This is a genomic window from Belliella alkalica, from assembly GCF_022549785.1.
Lineage (GTDB): Bacteria > Bacteroidota > Bacteroidia > Cytophagales > Cyclobacteriaceae > Belliella > Belliella alkalica.
Genome location: NZ_JAKZGO010000011.1, coordinates 1 through 17,661, shown reverse-complemented (window position 1 = coordinate 17,661; position 17,661 = coordinate 1). Strand labels below are relative to the sequence as shown.

Annotated in this window: 13 protein-coding genes; 12 read left to right on the top strand and 1 reads right to left on the bottom strand. The window is 40.2% G+C overall.

What is annotated here, in order from left to right:
- The first annotated feature begins 4 nt into the window (after positions 1-4).
- The 7 genes from MM213_RS13620 to MM213_RS13590 all read left to right on the top strand — a co-directional run bounded on the left by MM213_RS13620 (position 5) and on the right by MM213_RS13590 (position 10,596).
- Positions 5-3,190, top strand: coding sequence for a SusC/RagA family TonB-linked outer membrane protein (locus MM213_RS13620; RefSeq protein ID WP_241413043.1), 3,186 nt, complete (start codon positions 5-7; stop codon positions 3,188-3,190).
- Positions 3,190-5,055 (top strand): RagB/SusD family nutrient uptake outer membrane protein, encoded by a 1,866-nt coding sequence (locus MM213_RS13615; RefSeq protein ID WP_241413041.1) that lies wholly within the window; start codon positions 3,190-3,192, stop codon positions 5,053-5,055. Before MM213_RS13620 ends, MM213_RS13615 begins: the two co-directional genes overlap by 1 nt.
- A gap of 104 nt (positions 5,056-5,159) precedes the next feature.
- Entirely contained in the window at positions 5,160-7,043 is a 1,884-nt protein-coding gene (locus MM213_RS13610) for a rhamnogalacturonan lyase (RefSeq protein WP_305037288.1), read from the top strand.
- A 284-nt stretch (positions 7,044-7,327) separates the two neighbouring features.
- Positions 7,328-8,620, top strand: a complete 1,293-nt coding sequence (locus MM213_RS13605) for a right-handed parallel beta-helix repeat-containing protein (RefSeq protein WP_241413040.1) — start codon at positions 7,328-7,330, stop codon at positions 8,618-8,620.
- 280 nt (positions 8,621-8,900) lie between these two features.
- Complete coding sequence (locus MM213_RS13600) at positions 8,901-9,479, top strand: YdeI/OmpD-associated family protein (protein ID WP_241413038.1); 579 nt, start codon at positions 8,901-8,903, stop codon at positions 9,477-9,479.
- A 25-nt stretch (positions 9,480-9,504) separates the two neighbouring features.
- Positions 9,505-10,167: a SanA/YdcF family protein gene (locus MM213_RS13595; protein WP_241413036.1), complete on the top strand. Its 663-nt coding sequence runs from the start codon at positions 9,505-9,507 to the stop codon at positions 10,165-10,167.
- Positions 10,168-10,257: 90 nt separating this feature from the next.
- On the top strand, positions 10,258-10,596 hold the full coding sequence (locus MM213_RS13590) for a DUF1801 domain-containing protein (RefSeq protein WP_241413034.1): 339 nt from the start codon (positions 10,258-10,260) through the stop codon (positions 10,594-10,596).
- Between the two features lie 159 nt (positions 10,597-10,755).
- On the opposite strand, the gene MM213_RS13585 is transcribed toward MM213_RS13590, so the two are convergent.
- Positions 10,756-10,932, bottom strand: a complete 177-nt coding sequence (locus tag MM213_RS13585; protein WP_241413032.1) for a hypothetical protein — start codon at positions 10,930-10,932, stop codon at positions 10,756-10,758.
- 79 nt (positions 10,933-11,011) lie between these two features.
- Between MM213_RS13585 and MM213_RS13580 the strand changes: the two genes are divergently transcribed.
- From MM213_RS13580 to MM213_RS13565, 5 genes are all read left to right on the top strand, one after another.
- Positions 11,012-11,824 (top strand): DUF6250 domain-containing protein, encoded by an 813-nt coding sequence (locus tag MM213_RS13580; protein WP_241413030.1) that lies wholly within the window; start codon positions 11,012-11,014, stop codon positions 11,822-11,824.
- A gap of 110 nt (positions 11,825-11,934) precedes the next feature.
- On the top strand, positions 11,935-14,649 hold the full coding sequence (locus MM213_RS13575; RefSeq protein ID WP_241413028.1) for an exo-rhamnogalacturonan lyase family protein: 2,715 nt from the start codon (positions 11,935-11,937) through the stop codon (positions 14,647-14,649).
- A gap of 531 nt (positions 14,650-15,180) precedes the next feature.
- Positions 15,181-15,873, top strand: a complete 693-nt coding sequence (locus tag MM213_RS13570) for a DUF6577 family protein (RefSeq protein WP_241413027.1) — start codon at positions 15,181-15,183, stop codon at positions 15,871-15,873.
- A 20-nt stretch (positions 15,874-15,893) separates the two neighbouring features.
- On the top strand, positions 15,894-16,277 hold the full coding sequence (locus MM213_RS20890; protein ID WP_255806967.1) for a nucleotidyl transferase AbiEii/AbiGii toxin family protein: 384 nt from the start codon (positions 15,894-15,896) through the stop codon (positions 16,275-16,277).
- On the top strand, positions 16,202-16,957 hold the full coding sequence (locus tag MM213_RS13565; protein ID WP_369413929.1) for a nucleotidyl transferase AbiEii/AbiGii toxin family protein: 756 nt from the start codon (positions 16,202-16,204) through the stop codon (positions 16,955-16,957). The genes MM213_RS20890 and MM213_RS13565 overlap by 76 nt, the downstream gene beginning before the upstream one ends.
- Positions 16,958-17,661: the final 704 nt, after the last annotated feature.

The following is a 17,661-nucleotide window of genomic DNA, read 5'->3' as shown; positions in this document are numbered from 1 at the left end:
AACCATGACAAAATATACTACATATATAAAATTTGCCTTAGGTCTGCTTCTTTTTGGGCTATTCGCAGGAAACCCTGTCAGTGCTCAGGATGATCAAGCAGTGGTAGAAATAAGTGCTCCTTCCATCAATCAAGGAGTATTGATAAAAGGGAAAATCACATTTGATAGAAATGGCCAACCCATAGAAGGTGTTGCTGTTTCATTTGGACAATTTACTTCCACATTTACCAATTCTGAAGGAGCTTTCGAACTGCTAGTACCTTCTTTGAAAAGCACTATTCAGCTTCGTTGGGATGACAACGTAATCAGAGAGGTTCCTATCAGAGGTCAGCAGCAACTTGCCATTAGGTTGACTGATGGAGATTTGACTAAAACCGGCTACACCGTACAGCTACCCTACAGAAGGATTTTCGGAAACCATAATACTGAAGCAACTTCTACTGTAAATCTAAGAGATTCTTGGACCATGAATGCAGTTTCTCCAGAAACAGCCCTTCAAGGTGGTGCTGCTGGAGTGAATATGATCAGAAGGTCAGGAACATTGGCCATGGGTGCCAATACATTTATCAGAGGATTATCCAGTTTGAATTCCAACACACAGCCGCTTGTAGTGGTAGATGGAATGATCTATGACATGAATGAATATGACAATTCTATCATTGATGGTTATTTCTCAAACCCACTTTCATTGATCGATATCAAAGATGTTTCTGATGTGACGTTCATCAAGGACGGAAGTTCAATATATGGAACAAAAGCGGCGAATGGCGTCATCTTGATTACAACCTCAAGAGCGGAAAGCTTGACCACAAAAATCGACTTCCATACTTATGGAGGTGTGAATATGAGTCCAAGAAGACTTCCTGTGATGGATGCAGGAGAATACAGACCATATTTCTCGCAGATGTTGTTGAGTAGTGGATTGACACCGGGAGAAGCTTTGCTCCATCCTTACATGAATGAAAGACAGGATACATTGGGTTATTTCAATTACCAAAATGACACTGACTGGCAAAACTTGGTGATGAATTCATCTTTTGACCAAAACTATTATATCAAAGTATCAGGAGGTGACAATATCGCTTCTTATGCACTTTCTCTGGGGCATATCGATAGCAAAGGAGTTATTGGAAATGATATTTTCTCAAGATCCAGTGTGAGGTTCAATGGTGATTTCAAAATCACAGAGAAGCTTTCTGCCGGTACAAACATGTCTTTTGCCTATGCCATAGCAAATCAATACATGTATGGAGGCGGTACACAGATAGTTTCGCCAATTCACACAGCTTTGACAAAATCACCGTTTTTGGCGCCTAACCTGATATCGGCAGATGGTATTATTTCTCCAAATATTTCTGACGTGGATGAATTTGGTAAAACCAACCCAATGGCAATCATCAACAATATGCAAGGAGAAAATAGAAGGTTTAGGTTTTTTGGTTCTTTCAATGCCAAATATGAATTCAATGAAAACTTGAATATCACCTCTCTTTATGGATTGACTTTGGATCAAGTGAGAGAATCTTTCTTTGTTCCAAATCTTGGTGTAGAAGAGATAGTTACGCCAAATGCATTGATTACTAATAGAATGGGAGGTCAAGTACAAAGACTTACTTCCAACTATAGTGATACGAGGTTGAATTATGATAAAATATTCAATTACAACCACAATTTGAATGTAGGACTTGGTTTTAGATATCAAAGTAATAACATTGAAGAAGACCGTGGTCTTGCTTTCAATTCTGGAACGGACGATTTGATCACATTAGAATCAGGAATTCTTAATTTGAACAGAGCCTCCGGAGCAGCAGGAGACTGGGCATGGATGAGTTACTATGCCAATGTTAATTATAACTACATGAGCAAGTATTTCTTGAATGCTGTTGTGGCAGTGGATGGATCTTCCAGAATCGGCAAAGAAGCCCAAGAAGGGATCTCTCTGTTTGGTCACAAGTTCGGTGTGTTTCCTTCTGTAAGTGGTGCATGGTTGATCTCTTCTGAAGAGTTTATGAGTAACTCAGCACTTGACCTTTTGAAGTTGAGAGCAAGTTTTGGAATTACTGGAAATGATGGAATCGGAAATTATGGTTCATTCCAATTGTACGGAGGTAGTAACCTTTTGGGTATGCAGGGTTTGGTAAGATCCAATCTGGCAAATCCTGAAATTCAATGGGAAACCAACCAAAAAACCAACATAGGGGTTGATATCGCCACTTTCAACCAAAAGCTTTCTTTTAGCCTTGACTTCTATCAAAACAACATTTCAAATATGTTGACATTTCAGCCGCTCAATGCTGCGACTGGCTTGGACTTCTACTTGATCAACTCAGGAGCTATGAACAATAAAGGGATTGATTTCGCAATCAATTCACGAGTTTGGGATAGGGAATTGAAATTGGATCTTGGGTTGACCTTAGGTAGATATATCAATGAAGTCACTGCTTTGCCTTACAATCAGCGATTGACACCAGTTGGAAAAGGAGAAGTAATCACTACACAAGGACAAGCAGCAGCGATGTTCTATGGATACAAGACTAATGGAGTGTTTAGTACTTCATCCGAAGCTAGTGCATCTGGATTGCAGACAAGAGCCGCTGATGGAACTTTGATGCCTTTCAGAGCAGGTGATGTGAGGTTTGTAGATCTCAATGGAGATGGTATCATAGATGCTAATGATAAGCAAATCATTGGGAATCCTAACCCTGACTTTTTTGGGATGTTCAGCCTGAATGCTGCCTACAAGCGCTTTACTTTTGATGCTGCATTTACTTTCTCTGTAGGAAATGATATCTATAATTATCAGAGACATCAATTGGAATCAATGACAAATTTTGACAACCAACTGATCTCTGTGAACAACAGGTGGAGAAATGAAGGTCAGATTACTGATATGCCAAGACTTTCTTTTGGAGATCCTTATGGCAATAGCAGATTCTCTGACAGATGGATTGAGGATGGATCTTATTTGAGGTTAAAAGCAGTCAACATCACATATAACATCCCAATAGACGGAAGAATGGTGAAAAACTTGACAATCTATGGTTCTGGACAGAATCTGTTCACTTTGACCAACTATTTGGGGTATGACCCTGAGTTTAGTGCCACCAGGAGTGTGTTTGGTCAAGGCGTGGATTATGGGTTGATGCCAACTTTCAGCAGTGTTTTGCTTGGACTTAAAATTGGCTTGTAATGATGAAAAATTATAGAATTAAACTAGACAATAAGCTGATGAAAAATATACAAATGATTTCAACATCAGGGCTTGATAAAAGATTTTCTGCCGTAATCAACCCAATCAAAAAGCTCTCAATAGTTTTTGCTATTGGTCTTGTGGCGATGTCTTGTGGCGATATGTTGGATGTAGAGCCAAAACTTGACCTTGATAAAGATAGGTTTTACCAAAATGAATTTGATGCAGATGTTGCAGTGATTGGCATATATGGACAAGTAATGAGATTGGCCGAGCAATATGTGATACTCAATGAACTACGTGCAGATTTGATGGAACCTACCATGAATGCAGATGCTGAACTGGTTGCTATAAGTACCCATAATGTCAGAGCCACAGACAACAACAAATATGCAGATCCTAAACCTTTCTATAGGGTGATCTTAAACTGCAACGATGCCATAAAAGGTCTTGGAGTAATGCGAGAGGAAAATAGAATTGGTGCGGGTGAATACGAACAAAGAATTTCTGATATCATAGCCATAAGGTCATGGGTCTACCTTCAATTGGGTATTCATTTTGGTACTGTACCTTATGTAACTTCTGCGATCGAATCAATCAAGGATGTGAACAATCAATCCTTGTTTCCAAGACTGCAATTAGATGCTTTGCTGGATCAATTGATCAATACAATGGAGGCATTGCCTTATTTGGATGTATATCCAAACAATATTGATCTTACTGCGGGTACTGACGGTATCGCTACGACCAAATTCTTTATAAATAAACGAGTACTTCTCGGTGATCTAAACCTTTGGAAGGGTAACTATGAAAGAGCTGCTGAAAATTATAAGGCTGTTTTAGAGACATCTACCTCACTTGGTGGTGGTGCAGGGAATATTTATTATGACAATTATAAAATTTCTTGGCAAAGCAACTCTGTGCATGCTGTACAATATACCAGGGCTGATGACATCAATACTTTGGTGAATAACAACAATAATGGATGGAGATCAATATTCGCAAGAAATATTGATAATGGTTATAATTTCGAATGGATTTGGGCGATTCATTTTGATAGCCAATTTGCCCCCAACTATCCTTTTATCCGACTATTTGCCAATGAAGGTGCTGGAGAATACAAAATCAGACCTTCTGTGGCAGTGATTGACGCGTGGGAAAGCCAAGTTCAAAACAATAGGTTTGAGTTTGATGCAAGAGGTAGGTTGTCTACCAAAAATTATGGAACAGAATATCCGGAAGTAGGAAAATATACTTTCAATTACAATGGGGTAACTGCTCCATTGACTCAAAATGGAAGATGGTTTCTCGAAAGAGCTGCCTCTCTCCATTTGAAATATGCAGAAGCAACCAACAGAGGCTCGTTACCGGGCCTAAGTAGACTAGCTAGAGCTTTTGTCAATAATGGGGTGCACGTAGAATATACTCCTCCAGGATTTAACAAAAACCTAATGGATGCCACTGACGTGATGAATACACTTTTTTATCCTGATGCTTATGCCTTCGATGCTCGTGAAAGTCAGTTTCCTTTCTTGAGAGGTCCTTGGTACAGGCATATAGGAATCAGAACAAGGGCAAATTTACCTACTATGGTTCTGCCAGAAGATTTGGAAGGAGAAGCAGAAAAGGTTTGGACTGAAGACTTAATTCTGGATGAAGCCGCTCTGGAATTGGCTTTTGAAGGTCATAGATGGCCTCAGCTCCTAAGAATAGCCATGAGAAGAGATCCTTCGGTATTGGCAGATAGGGTGTTTGAAAAGCTATCAAACTCTACCAACCCAGTAGATAGAAGTCGAGCTGCTTCTGTAAGGACAAAATTGCTAGCAGGTGATTGGTTCTTGCCTTACAACTGGGATATTAACTAATTTATTTGGGTTAAATCATTAGGGAGATGGCTTATTTTATGCCATTTCCCTTTTTTATTCTATGCTCTATTTATCAATTCTAAGAGCCACAAAAAAACGATTACATGCTACAATTCAAAAAAATGAAATTCTTTACCAACTTATTTATCCTCATCACCATTCCTATATTTTCTTTTGCACAACAAAGGCAAATGGAGCACCTTGATAGGGGATTGGTCGCTATTCAATCTGAAGACGGTATTTTTGTCAGCTGGAGACAGTTGGGGACAGAAGCGGAAGACATCGCCTTCAACCTCTACAGAATTGAAAATGATGGTGAACCCGTAAAAGTCAACAGCAACCCAATTACCGATACCAACAATTTTTTGGATAGCTCAGCCGATCCGATTCAAGACAACAGCTATTATGTCACAACCATCATCGATGGCGAAGAAACAAAACAAGGTGAAGCCTACAATGCATGGGACAAACCTTATCTTTCCATACCATTGAGGACTCCAGATGGTTACCATGCAAATGATGCTTCTGTGGGGGATTTGACAGGTGATGGCAAATATGAAATTGTTGTACACATGGTAGGTGTCGGCAAAGACAATTCCCAAAAAGGAATCACAACAGACCCTATTTTACAAGCATACACCTTGGAAGGAAAATTCCTTTGGGAGATCAACTTGGGGAAAAATATCAGGGAAGGTGCGCATTACACCCAATTTATGGTCTATGATCTAGATGGTGATGGGCGTGCTGAGATCGCCTGCAAAACTGCTGACGGCACCGAAGATGGTCAAGGAAAAATCATTGGTGATGCAAATGCTGACCATAGAAATGAGGACGGCTATATCCTCAAAGGTCCTGAGTTTTTTACCGTTTTTGATGGACTGACAGGTGCGGCTTTAGCCACTACAGATTACATTCCAAGTAGACATCCTACGATCACAGATCCAAGTGCAGATGAAATGAAGGAGATTTGGGGAGATGGCTATGGGAACAGAATTGATAGATTTTTGGCTGGTATAGCCTACTTGGATGGAGAAAAACCAAGCTTGATTCTTAGTAGGGGATATTATACCAGAACAGTGATTTCTGCCTGGAATTGGAGAGATGGTGAGTTGAGCGAAGTATGGACATTTGATAGTCATGATGGAAATGAAGAAAATAGAAAATATGCGGGTCAAGGTTATCACAGCTTGTCTGTTGGTGATGTTGATGGTGATGGAAAAGATGAAATAGTATTTGGCTCCATGGTCATTGACAATGACGGAAAAGGACTTTACAGTTCTAGATTGGGCCATGGTGATGCGATGCATCTGTCAAATATAGATCCAGATAGACCTGGAATGGAAGTATTTGGAATCCACGAGCGGGCAAGGCATCCACATGCAGCAAATCTCAGGGATGCATTGACAGGAGAAGTAATCTGGTCATATCCATCGGCTGATGTCGGAAGGGGAATAGCTATCGACATAGATCCAAGACATCGTGGATTTGAAAGTTGGGCTTCAGGGGAAGGTCTTAGCGGTCTTTGGAATGTAAAAGGTGAGGTCATTTCAGACAAAAAGCCATCCACTGCAAATATGGCGATTTGGTGGGATGGTGATTTGCTTCGTGAATTGTTGGATGGTGTCAATATCGATAAGTGGGATTGGGAAAATAGCAAAACCAATAGAATTCTAGCTGGAGCAGATTATCAAGTGACCCGTAACAATGGTACCAAATCCAACCCGAATCTATCTGCAGATATCTTTGGGGATTGGAGGGAAGAGTTGATTACAAGAACTGAAGATGGCAAGGAATTGAGGATATTTTCTACAACCATTCCTACAAAATATCGAATCTACACCTTGATGCATAATCCACATTACCGCCTCAGCGTAGCTTGGCAAAATGTAGCCTACAACCAGCCACCACACACTGACTACTACTTTGGCCACGACATGGAAATGCCAAAATTGCCAACTATCCGCACGATCAAGTATCAGGGGAAGTGAGGTGAGATGTGAAACATTAGACATGAGATATTAGACATGAGATATTAGACAAAAGATTCTATTCAGAAAACACAACCCTGAAGAGCCTGTCCCGAGAATCGGGAGGTTGAACTCTACTAATTCAAAGAAAAAGTGTCAACTAACCTCTAAAAAAGAACAACCCATACTTAAATCAGAGCCTACTTCCTTAAGTGGTAAAGCAGCCTCAATAAGTCCCCAGCCTATTGAAGGTCAATAAATCAATAACCTAAAATCAATCTTTAAACTGTTTTAACTAAAAGATTATGAGTAAACTAATGACAAATTACATCCTGAGCATGTTCTTGCTCGGGCTCATCATGCTTGGGGCTTGTTCAAGCCCTGACGAGCCAGTAGTGGAAGTAGAAGAAATTGAAGAAGAAGCAGCTGTACCTGACGTACCTAAGGACACTACCCCACCTCCACCCCCAGCGGATCCTTTTGCGAGAGTAGGGAATGTCTACAAAAAAGACAACCAATGGATAGTAAAGGTCAATGAAGACACCATTTTCACAGGAACTGACATGATCCGCGCGATTCAGGAAGCAGCTGGAGGATTATTTCCTGTACGAGATTTTAAACAGACCGTTTTCATCCATGCTTCAGGAGAGACAGGGGCTACAAGTGGACTGAAAGCGATAGATATTCCAAGCTACACCATTTTGGATTTTCAAGGAAATACCATTCATGTCAATGATACAGGAGATGACCTTATAGTACCGATTAGGGGACTTTCTACGCGCGATATTGAAATCAAAAACCTGAAAATCACAGGCAATCCAAGATATGGTATTTGGTTGCAAAGTTGTAGAAATATTCGACTGACTAACATTGATGTCAACATTCCCGAGGCTCAAAGCATTGGATTGGGAATCAGAATAGATCAGGCTCGTGGCAGCAGATCACAAAATGTTTACTTGGATAGCATCTATGTCGAAAATACCAAACACCATGCTGTGGAAACTTATGGTGTTGACAACATTACTATTGGTACCATCACTACCAAAAATACCGGAGGTGCAGGATTGCTACTGAACGATACCAAAGATGGAACAGTAAAACTTGTAAATGCATATCGGGCAAACAATGGTGGAGGATATGCAGGATTCCGAACTGCCAACAACTGCGGTCCAAACATCGTGGTGGAAAAAGTTATCGCACGAGAATGCGGTAGAGGTGTCTTCACTGTATCAGGAAGCAGAGGAATCACCATAAAAGAAGTGGATATTTATGGAAGTACCAGTCATGGTATGCTGATAGAAGACACACAAGATTTTGTCGTAGAAGGAGGTACAGTGGTCAACTCTGGGGCGCAAGGCGTGCGAATCACATCCAGAGCTTCTGAAGAGCACGATGCTTCATCCAATGTTACTGTCAAAAATCTGAGGGTTTACGATGATAGAACTCCGAAACTTCAAAGCCATGGAATCTGGGAAACTTTACCAAGAACAAACAAGAATTTTATCCTCAACAATGACGTTCGAAACGGTGGACACACAGCCAATTTACTTTCAGCCGGAACAGGCACTGTAGTTGAGGGAAATGTCGTAGAAGATTGATTATGAGATATTAGAAGAGAGAGGCGAGCAATATTTGCGAGGAAAGAAAAAGAATGAGACATGTGACAAACCCTGTAAGGCCTAGCGTCAGACAGGGTTTATTTTTTCATTAATCCCTAGAAAAAACTATGGTATATTGGACTCAAAATAACAAGGACCTGCTAAATGAAGTTCTGTAAATTGATTGATTTATTTAATTTCAAATGGCTTTTTGATGTGTATCAAGCTTTGAATTCCGAAATCAATCGCTCAAATCATAATCAACAAATGTGGCATTGAAATGATACAAACGGATAGCTTTGAGAAAATAGAAGTGAGTTCAAGTGAAGAATTAAGGCATTGGTTGCATAGTAAGCATAGCCAAAAAGAAAGTGTTTGGTTGGTCACTTACAAAAAGTCCGTTCCTGAAAAATACCTCTCCACTTCAGCGGTATTGGACGAGTTATTATGCTTTGGCTGGATAGATGGCATACGCAGAAAGCTGGATGACGAACGCACTATGCAATTGATTTCGCCAAGAAGGATAGAACATTGGGCAAAGTCTTATAAGGATCGTGCTGCAAAATTGATTCAAGAAGGTAAAATGCAAGAATCAGGTTTTCAGTCAATCGAGGTTTCCAAGAAAAATGGAATGTGGGATTTTATGGAAGATGTTGATAACCTTATTATTCCCAAAGACCTACAAGACGCTTTAGCCAAATATTCAGATGCAGCAGCATTTTTTTATGCAATTAATGATTCTAGCAAGCGTTTTGTATTGCGTTGGATCAAACTGGCAAAATCGGAGAAAACAAGGGCTTCTAGAATTGAAGAAATTGCTCAACTGTCTGCCAAAGGTCAAAAACTAAAGGGAAGTTAGTAAAAGGGCTAAGCCTAACACGTAAATGAAAAACTTATATAAATACATAGCACTTTCAATACTTGTTACTCCTGTAATTTTTGTTGTTGTGGCGAACTACCTGATCGAACAAAATGCTCAAGACAAGACATTTACAGATTCGTCAATCATTGGTAAGAATAAGGTAGGCTTGGTTTTGGGAACTGCGAAAAAGCTAAAAAATGGCAATATCAATTTGTACTTCAAATATAGGATTGACGCAACTGCAGACCTTTATAAAAAAGGGAAAATCGACTTTGTATTAGTAAGTGGAGACAATGGCAACAAAGACTATGATGAACCGACAGATTTTAAAAATGAGCTGATAAAGAATGGGATTCCAGAAAATAAAATTTTCCTTGATTATGCTGGTTTTAGGACATTGGACTCAGTTGTAAGAGCAAAGGAGGTTTTTGGGCAGGAAAGTATTACTTTCATTTCCCAAGAATTCCACAATGAAAGAGCTATTTTTCTTGCTGAAAGAAGTGGAATCAATGCCATTGGTTTTAATGCCAAAGACCTTCCGGGAAAGTATGGAATCAAAACTCAAATAAGAGAGTATTTCGCCAGAGCAAAAGTTTTTTTGGATTTATTGCTCCGAGTTCAGCCCAAGTTTTTGGGTGAGAAAATAGAGATAAATGATAAGGAAATCCGAGCCACAATGTTATGAAAAAAGTTACAATGAACTATATTGGGGTAAGAAAGGAGTTTGTCAAAAAACTCTCAACCAATGAATAGTCCAAAGTAAACGGGATTCAATATGAGCATAGAAGTAACCGAATACATCAATAATGCACCGGAAGCACATAAAGAAATTATGGAAACAATCCGAACTTTGATCCACCAAAGTGTGGAAGGTGTAGAGGAAGAATTTAAGTGGAGTAGGCCAGTTTTTACAAAAACAAAGAGTTTTGCATACCTTCTTGCAAACAAACACCATGTCAACTTAGGCTTTTATGGTGATTTTGAAAAACTCAATGATCCTGACGGAATATTGGAAGGTACAGGAAAAACGATGCGGCACATCAAACTGAAAAATGCCTCCGACATCAACAGTAGTCTTTTAAGTGAGTGGTTTAAGTTTTTGACAAAAGAATAGAAAGAAAAGGTCATAAAGAACATGTCACGTCCTAAAATTACTTGACACTTTTTTATTAATTTCTCTTTATTTCCGGTAGCCATTCAATTGCCTCTCAATAAGGATGCGGGACAGGCTTTTCAGGACAAACGTTCAACTGAAATCTTTTTAGACATCGGGTCACAACCTGAGGCTTGGATCATAAGTCCTTTCAGGGCTATCTTGAGTCTCCAACCTCCAACCTCCCAATCCTATAATCTTCCAATCTTCCAATTTTCCAATCCTATAATCCTCCAATCCTCCCCCCACCCATGACACCACAGGAGACTTTTTGGAAAAGTATAATGTAATTTCCAATTACAAATAGAAAAATCCCAAAAGTCTAACTCATACTTGATTGTCGCAATAGGACAGTGAATAAAAGGGCAGAAGAAGAATGTACAAAGCTAAATCAGACTCTCAAAATACGGAACCTCGTAATTTTCCAACTTTCCCATTTTCAAATTTTTCAACCCGCCGCGGCGGACAAGTTCTTCCAATTTTCCCAATCTTTCAATTTTTCGTAATCCTTCTCCTTTTATTTTCCTGCGAAAATTCTAAAAATGAAGGTGACGAAAAAGAAGTAATCTCAAATCAAGATGCAGACATCATATTCGAAAGCAATTTCTCCCAACCCTTAGACCTCAATACTTGGAAAGTAGAAATGGATTCTACTCCCCAATCGGAGGTATTTACAGAAGATGGAAAGCTGTTCATGGACACTGAAGGAGGCGTGACTGTTTGGTTGGATTTGGAATTGGAGGGGAATTATGAAATCAGCTATAAAAGAAAAGTTGTGTTGGATTCTGGAAGAAATGATCGACTCTCAGACCTAAACCAGTTTTGGGCAGCAAGTGATCCCACTCAGATTGGGATGTTCAACAGATCTGGAAAATTCGAATCCTACGATGACATGCATTTGTACTATGTGGGTTTTGGTGGAAATTACAACTCTACCACCAGATTTCGGAAATACTACAAAGGAGAGAAACCTGTTCTCGGGGAGTTTTTGGAAGCTCCTTACCTACTCGAAGCCAATCGTGATTACCTAATCAAAACCATCTGCGAGGATGGAAAAGTTAGCTTTTGGGTAGATGAGATCTTGTTTTTCGAATATGAAGACCCAGAGCCATTGGAAAAGGGATACTTTGGATTCCGATCTACATGGTCAAGACATGAAATAAGTGATTTGGTTGTCCGTAAACTTTAACCTACCATTTAAAACCTGACAGGTTTGATAATTAGAAATGTATTTTAAAACAAATTCGGATCTGTAAAAAACCTGTGAGGTTTCCGTCCTCAAAATTAACCTCAGACACTATGAAAAATAAACCGAAAATATCCAGAAGATCCTTTGTAAAAGCATCTACAGCCCTTACTGGCGGAGCATATTTGTTTTCCCCGATGATGGCAAATGCCCATTTTTTCCAAAGAAATGAAGACAGCGTGCAACTCGCTTGGTTGGGAAATACTGCACCAAAGCACAATCAAGGCTTCACTTGGGGGACTTGTTGGCCTAAGGGAAAAGTCAAGCGAGAATCTGGCTTTGACTTGGTTTCTTCTGAGAGGAAAAATATTCCTGTTCAAAGTTGGCCATTGGCATATTGGCCGGATGGTTCGCTGAAGTGGACAGGGCATGCAGTTCCTGCCACCGAACTCAATCACACTGCTTTCCAACTATCACCTACCAGCAAAGCAAAATCATTGCAAGGGATGAAAGTCGAAGAATCGGATACGACAATCAAGATCAATACAGGTGACTTGCTGTACACCATTCCTAAATCTGGCAATCAAATCATCAGCAGCATCCAAAAAGGTGAAAAAACCTTAGCCCAAAACGGAAGATTGATGGTTTTGCATCAAAACGTCTCTGACGAAGATGTTGCCGATCAAATCAAGAAAACTAATTTTCAGGGAAATATCTCCAAAATTTCCCTTGAGCAAAAAGGCGCACTTCGAAGCGTGGTGAAGATAGAAGGTTCACACCGTTCTGATTCTGGAAGGGATTTTATCACTTTCGTGGTCAGATTGTACTTTTACCATCAAGCCGCTTCCTTCAAAATGGTGCATACCATTATTTTTGACGGAGAGGAAGAGACCGATTTTATCAAAGGCATTGGGGTGAAATTCGATGTGCCCATGCAGGACGAATTGCATGATAGGCATATTCGGTTTGCGGGTCAGGATGATGGGATTTTTAGCGAAGCGGTAAGAGGACTTACAGGCCTGAGAAGAGATCCAGGAAAAGTCATCATTGGGGCGCAGCTTGCAGGAGAAAAGACGCCTCCAATCAGCGAATTTCCAGCAAATGTTTCCAAAAACATCAACTACATCCCAGCTTTTGGTGACTATACACTTTTCCAAGGGGACGCAGATTCATTTTCCATCAGAAAAAGAACCGCAGAAGGACACTCTTGGCTAAATTCTGCCCACGGTCAGCGTGCCAGAGGGTTAGCAGCAGTAGGTGGGCCTAGCGGGAGTTTTGCCTTTGGAGTAAGGAATTTTTGGGAAAGTTTTCCCGGACAGTTGGACATCAAAAATGCCCATACAGATACAGCCGAAGTGACGGCTTGGCTTTGGGCGCCAAACTCCCCTGCCATGGATTTGCGCTTCTACCATGATGGCATGGGACAAGACACCTATCCCAAGCAGTTGGATGCTCTGGATATCACTTATGAAGATTACGAACCAGGATTTGGCACAGCCAAAGGAGTGGCAAGAACCTCAGAGTTGAATTTCTGGACACTAGATGCAACACCAAGCCACAGCCAGTTCAACGACATGTGTACTTATCTCGAAGAGCCGCCATTGCTGACAGCAGATTCAGAATACATGCTTCAGGTTGGTGTTTTTGGAGGTTTGTGGTACACAGACAAGCTCCAAAGCGATCGCGCCAAAGAATTCAACGAGCAACTTGACTGGTATTTCGACTTTTACCAAAAGCAAGTCGAGGAACACAAATGGTACGGATTCTGGGATTTTGGGGATTTTATGCACACTTACGATACCGATAGACATATGTGGAGGTATGATGTAGGTGGCTTTGCATGGGACAATTCAGAACTGTCCACAGACCTTTGGCTTTGGTATTACTACCTGAAAACAGGTAAGAAAGAAGCCTTCCGTGTAGCAGAAGCCATGACCCGCCACACTGGAGAAGTGGATGTGCACCATTCTGGGCCTTTTGCTCCACTAGGCAGTAGGCACAACGTGATGCATTGGGGATGTAGTGCCAAGCAGCTTAGAATCAGCACCGCTGCCAACAGAAGATTTTTCTACTACCTTACCGCAGATGAGCGCACAGGCGACCTGATGCGAGAGCAGGTCAATGCCGCAGAAGCACTTCTCAAGGTCGTACCGATCAGAAAAGTAGCACCCAAAGAAACCTGGGGAACAGACGATCCAAACAGAGTTTATCTGGGTTTTGGTACAGACTGGGGTTCTGTAGCCGCCGCTTGGCTTACCGAATGGGAAAGAACCGAGGACAAAGAAATCCGAGAAAAACTCCTCAACAGCATGCGCTCCATCGGCAACCAACCCAAAGGTTTCTACTCCATGGGAAGCCGCATGAACCTACAAACAGGGGAATTCGAAAAAGTCAAAACCAATAGAGCCTCCGCTTCCCACCTTTCAGCGGTGTTTGGGCTGACCGAGATCGCCATCGAACTCTATGAACTCGTGGACATGAAGTCCTTCAACAAAGCTTGGCTTCAATACTGCGAAATGTACAATGCCAGTCCCGAAGAACAAGAAAAAGTCCTTGGCAACAGGCTTGGCAAGCTCAACTTGCAACAGGGACATGCGCGACTGACTGCTTTCGTAGCAAAAGAAAAATCAGATCCCCGCTTGGCAAAACGTGCATGGGAGGAGTTCTATGCAGGAGAAGGAGGCATCCGCAGACATGGAGTCGCCAAAGAAATCTCCGGCCCCGAAGTCCTCACCCCCCGCACCGAAGCCCTAGGCGTCTCCACCAACGCCACAGCCCAATGGGGCTTGGCAGCGATGCACTGCTTGGCGATTTTGGGAGAAAAGTGAGGGATGAAGTATGAGACTTAAGAAATAAGATTCAAGATGAAAGACCTGAAAGGGCTTATGATCCAAGAATCGGGTCATGACCCGATGTCTAAAAAGATTTCAGTTGAACGTTTGCCCTGAAAAGCCTGTCCCGCATCCTTATCGGGAGGCAATTGAATGGCTATCGGAAATAAAGAGAAATTAATAAAAAAAGTGTCAAGTAATTTTAGGACGTGACAGAGATGTGTATGATTAAAAACCCCGAAAGGGCCTTTACCGTGCCGCTATCGGCATGGAAGGTTGAATTCCTCTAATCAATAGAAAAAAAAGCCAACCGCATATTTTAGCACATTTGTTTTTTGTCGACGCAACACCCGACTCTAAAGAAAATCAAAAGCGCTTAAAATTCCCTCCCGGACTATACTCTAATTATCGGCAGCAATAACACTTTGATGCCAAAATATAGTTTTGTACATTTGATAAGCTAAATACAGAACTATCGGACAGAACAAACTCTATATTGAAAGCATAAAATGCCAATTCCAATCAGAGATGACATTTTCGAGTGCTGACTTGTTGAAATTCTATCGAACTTTTGAACCAGAAGTGAAAAAAACTACTGTCAACTGGAGGATATACAATCTTGTGCAAGAAGGAATATTGAACAGAGTTGGCAGAGGAAAATTTTCGCTCGGGAAAAGTGATGCTTACATCCCCGAAATATCAAATAAACTAAATTCGGTCTACAAAAAGATAAAGTCAGACTTTCCTTTTTTGACCGTTTGTCTTTGGAATACTTCGCTGCTTAATGAATTTATGCTTCACCAACCTGGAAGATACTACCAACTAATAGAAGTTGAAAAGGATGCCGTGGAAAGCGTCTTTTTTTACTTAAAGGACAGAAGCTATTCCGTATTTATGGAACCTTCCGAACAGCTAATTAGGCGTTATATGATTGATGAAAAAGAGCCTTGGATAGTTAAATCACTGGTATCTGAAGCTCCTATTCAATATGTCAATGGCTTTCCTACAGTTACAATAGAAAAATTACTTGTTGATATATTCTGTGATCCCATAATATTCAATGCTCAGCAAGGATCTGAAATGAATCAGATATTTAATGAGGCATTTGAAAAGTACTCAATTAGTGAAAGTAAGATGTTGCGCTATGCTAGTAGAAGAAGGAAAAAAAAGGAATTGGATAATTATTTAAATGAAACGTCTAAATATCGGCAGCATATATGATTTGCTGCCGTTAATTTGAAATGATAAGTAAAGACTCATTACATGTTGATTGGATTACCAAAGTATCATCGGCAAACAGAAAGGCTGATAAAATACTGGTGGAGAAAGTTATTAGAGCCCTGTTGCTTTTGGAGGGGTTGGTGAAGCAGAATTTGGATTTTGTTTTCAAAGGAGGTACTGCCTTAATGTTAATTTTAGATTCATCAAAAAGGCTTTCCATAGATATTGACATTATTATTGAAAAAGAACCTGAAAATTTGGAGGGAATTTTTAAAGCATTGCTCGAAGAACAAGGCTTGAACTTCAGGAACGTAAGACTTCAACTAGTATTTATAAGGCACACTACAAATTTTTTTACGAACCAAGCCATAAAACTCAGGCTACTGAGGAAAGTATACTCCTAGATATTTTATTCGAAAAAGTAGGGTACACTAAAATTAACAAGGTACCTATCAACTCCAAGTTCATCCTTTCAAAAGGAGACCCTTTCAAAGTAAGAGTCCCTTCTGTAGAAGATATACTGGGTGATAAATTAACTGCCTATGCCCCTAATTCAACGGGAATCCCCTATTTCAAGGGCGAGACCAGTATGAGTATGGAAATCATGAAGCAACTATATGACGTAGGAAATCTGGTGGACATTGCTGAAGATGGAGTACTTGTAAAAAAGGCTTTTGGAAATTTTGCAGCAACCGAACTTGCCTATAGAAATCAATCAAGATTGACTGTTGATGTTGTTCTAGATGATATTTACCAAACCTCTCTATGTTTAGTAAGCAGGGGTGCCGATGGAAAAGGTCAGTTTGATCTCTTGCAAACAGGGATCCAGCGTGTTTCTAGATTTATTTTCTCAGAGTCATTTCACATTGATAGAGCAATCACTTTTGCCTCAAAGGCTGCATATGTTTCGGCTTTGATCAAAGCCGACAAAGCAGTGATTGAAAAATTTAAGAATCCAGCAATTATGAAAGATTGGGCAATTGGAGAGCCATTTTGGCCAAGATTGAATCGATTGAAAAAATCTAATCCAGAGGCATTCTTCTATTGGTACAAAATATTTGAATTAAATGCAGAAAAGAGCTAATGGGAATATCAACCGTATATGACGCTGATAATAAAACAAATAATGCACTTGAAAAAGCTGCATAATAAGCTGAGTCTTGCTGGGACTTAGAGGCCTTTAAGTAAAAGGGAAAACAAAAGGAAAAAATCAACTAATTTCATTAACAAAAATCAAAATCCCTCTAGACACACTGCAACCAACCCAAATATCAAAGCAAACCCAAAGGTCAGCTATTTGTAAACATTCATATCCAAAACAGTAGCAGTCCTATCGAACGAAGTTTGATATCTCTTTCTTTTACCACTATTCTTTTAAGTTAACTCAAAAAAACATCCTTATATATTGAAATATACCAAGTAGTTGGTATTTTTTGTTTCTGGGGGAATGGGTATGTTTGGGGGGTGATTCGGATATAGACGCCATTATGGCGTCTATATCCGAATTGGAATGCTTTACGCCATAATGGCTTGTAGCAAATGTTGAACTAAACCTCCTTCGTCGGTAGTATTTACATTATCTTCAAGTGGTTGATTTTTTGGTATTTATCGTAAATTTACACCATGTTAAATCATTAATTTATATCATCATGGAAAAAAAAGTTTGCGTCAAAGGATGTATGAAGAGATGTCTTATCGGCATTACTCTCCAAGAAGTATCAAGACATATCTAAGTCTTGTAAGTGTTGTTTCAGGTCACTTCGGAAAGAGTCCCGATTTGATCAGTAT

Coding starts and splice junctions, on each gene's coding strand:
- MM213_RS13620 (WP_241413043.1), top strand. CDS start 5: ATGACAAAATATACTACATATATAAAATTTGCCTTAGGTCTGCTTCTT.
- MM213_RS13615 (WP_241413041.1), top strand. CDS start 3,190: ATGATGAAAAATTATAGAATTAAACTAGACAATAAGCTGATGAAAAAT.
- MM213_RS13610 (WP_305037288.1), top strand. CDS start 5,160: ATGCTACAATTCAAAAAAATGAAATTCTTTACCAACTTATTTATCCTC.
- MM213_RS13605 (WP_241413040.1), top strand. CDS start 7,328: ATGAGTAAACTAATGACAAATTACATCCTGAGCATGTTCTTGCTCGGG.
- MM213_RS13600 (WP_241413038.1), top strand. CDS start 8,901: ATGATACAAACGGATAGCTTTGAGAAAATAGAAGTGAGTTCAAGTGAA.
- MM213_RS13595 (WP_241413036.1), top strand. CDS start 9,505: ATGAAAAACTTATATAAATACATAGCACTTTCAATACTTGTTACTCCT.
- MM213_RS13590 (WP_241413034.1), top strand. CDS start 10,258: ATGAGCATAGAAGTAACCGAATACATCAATAATGCACCGGAAGCACAT.
- MM213_RS13580 (WP_241413030.1), top strand. CDS start 11,012: ATGTACAAAGCTAAATCAGACTCTCAAAATACGGAACCTCGTAATTTT.
- MM213_RS13575 (WP_241413028.1), top strand. CDS start 11,935: ATGAAAAATAAACCGAAAATATCCAGAAGATCCTTTGTAAAAGCATCT.
- MM213_RS13570 (WP_241413027.1), top strand. CDS start 15,181: ATGACATTTTCGAGTGCTGACTTGTTGAAATTCTATCGAACTTTTGAA.
- MM213_RS20890 (WP_255806967.1), top strand. CDS start 15,894: ATGATAAGTAAAGACTCATTACATGTTGATTGGATTACCAAAGTATCA.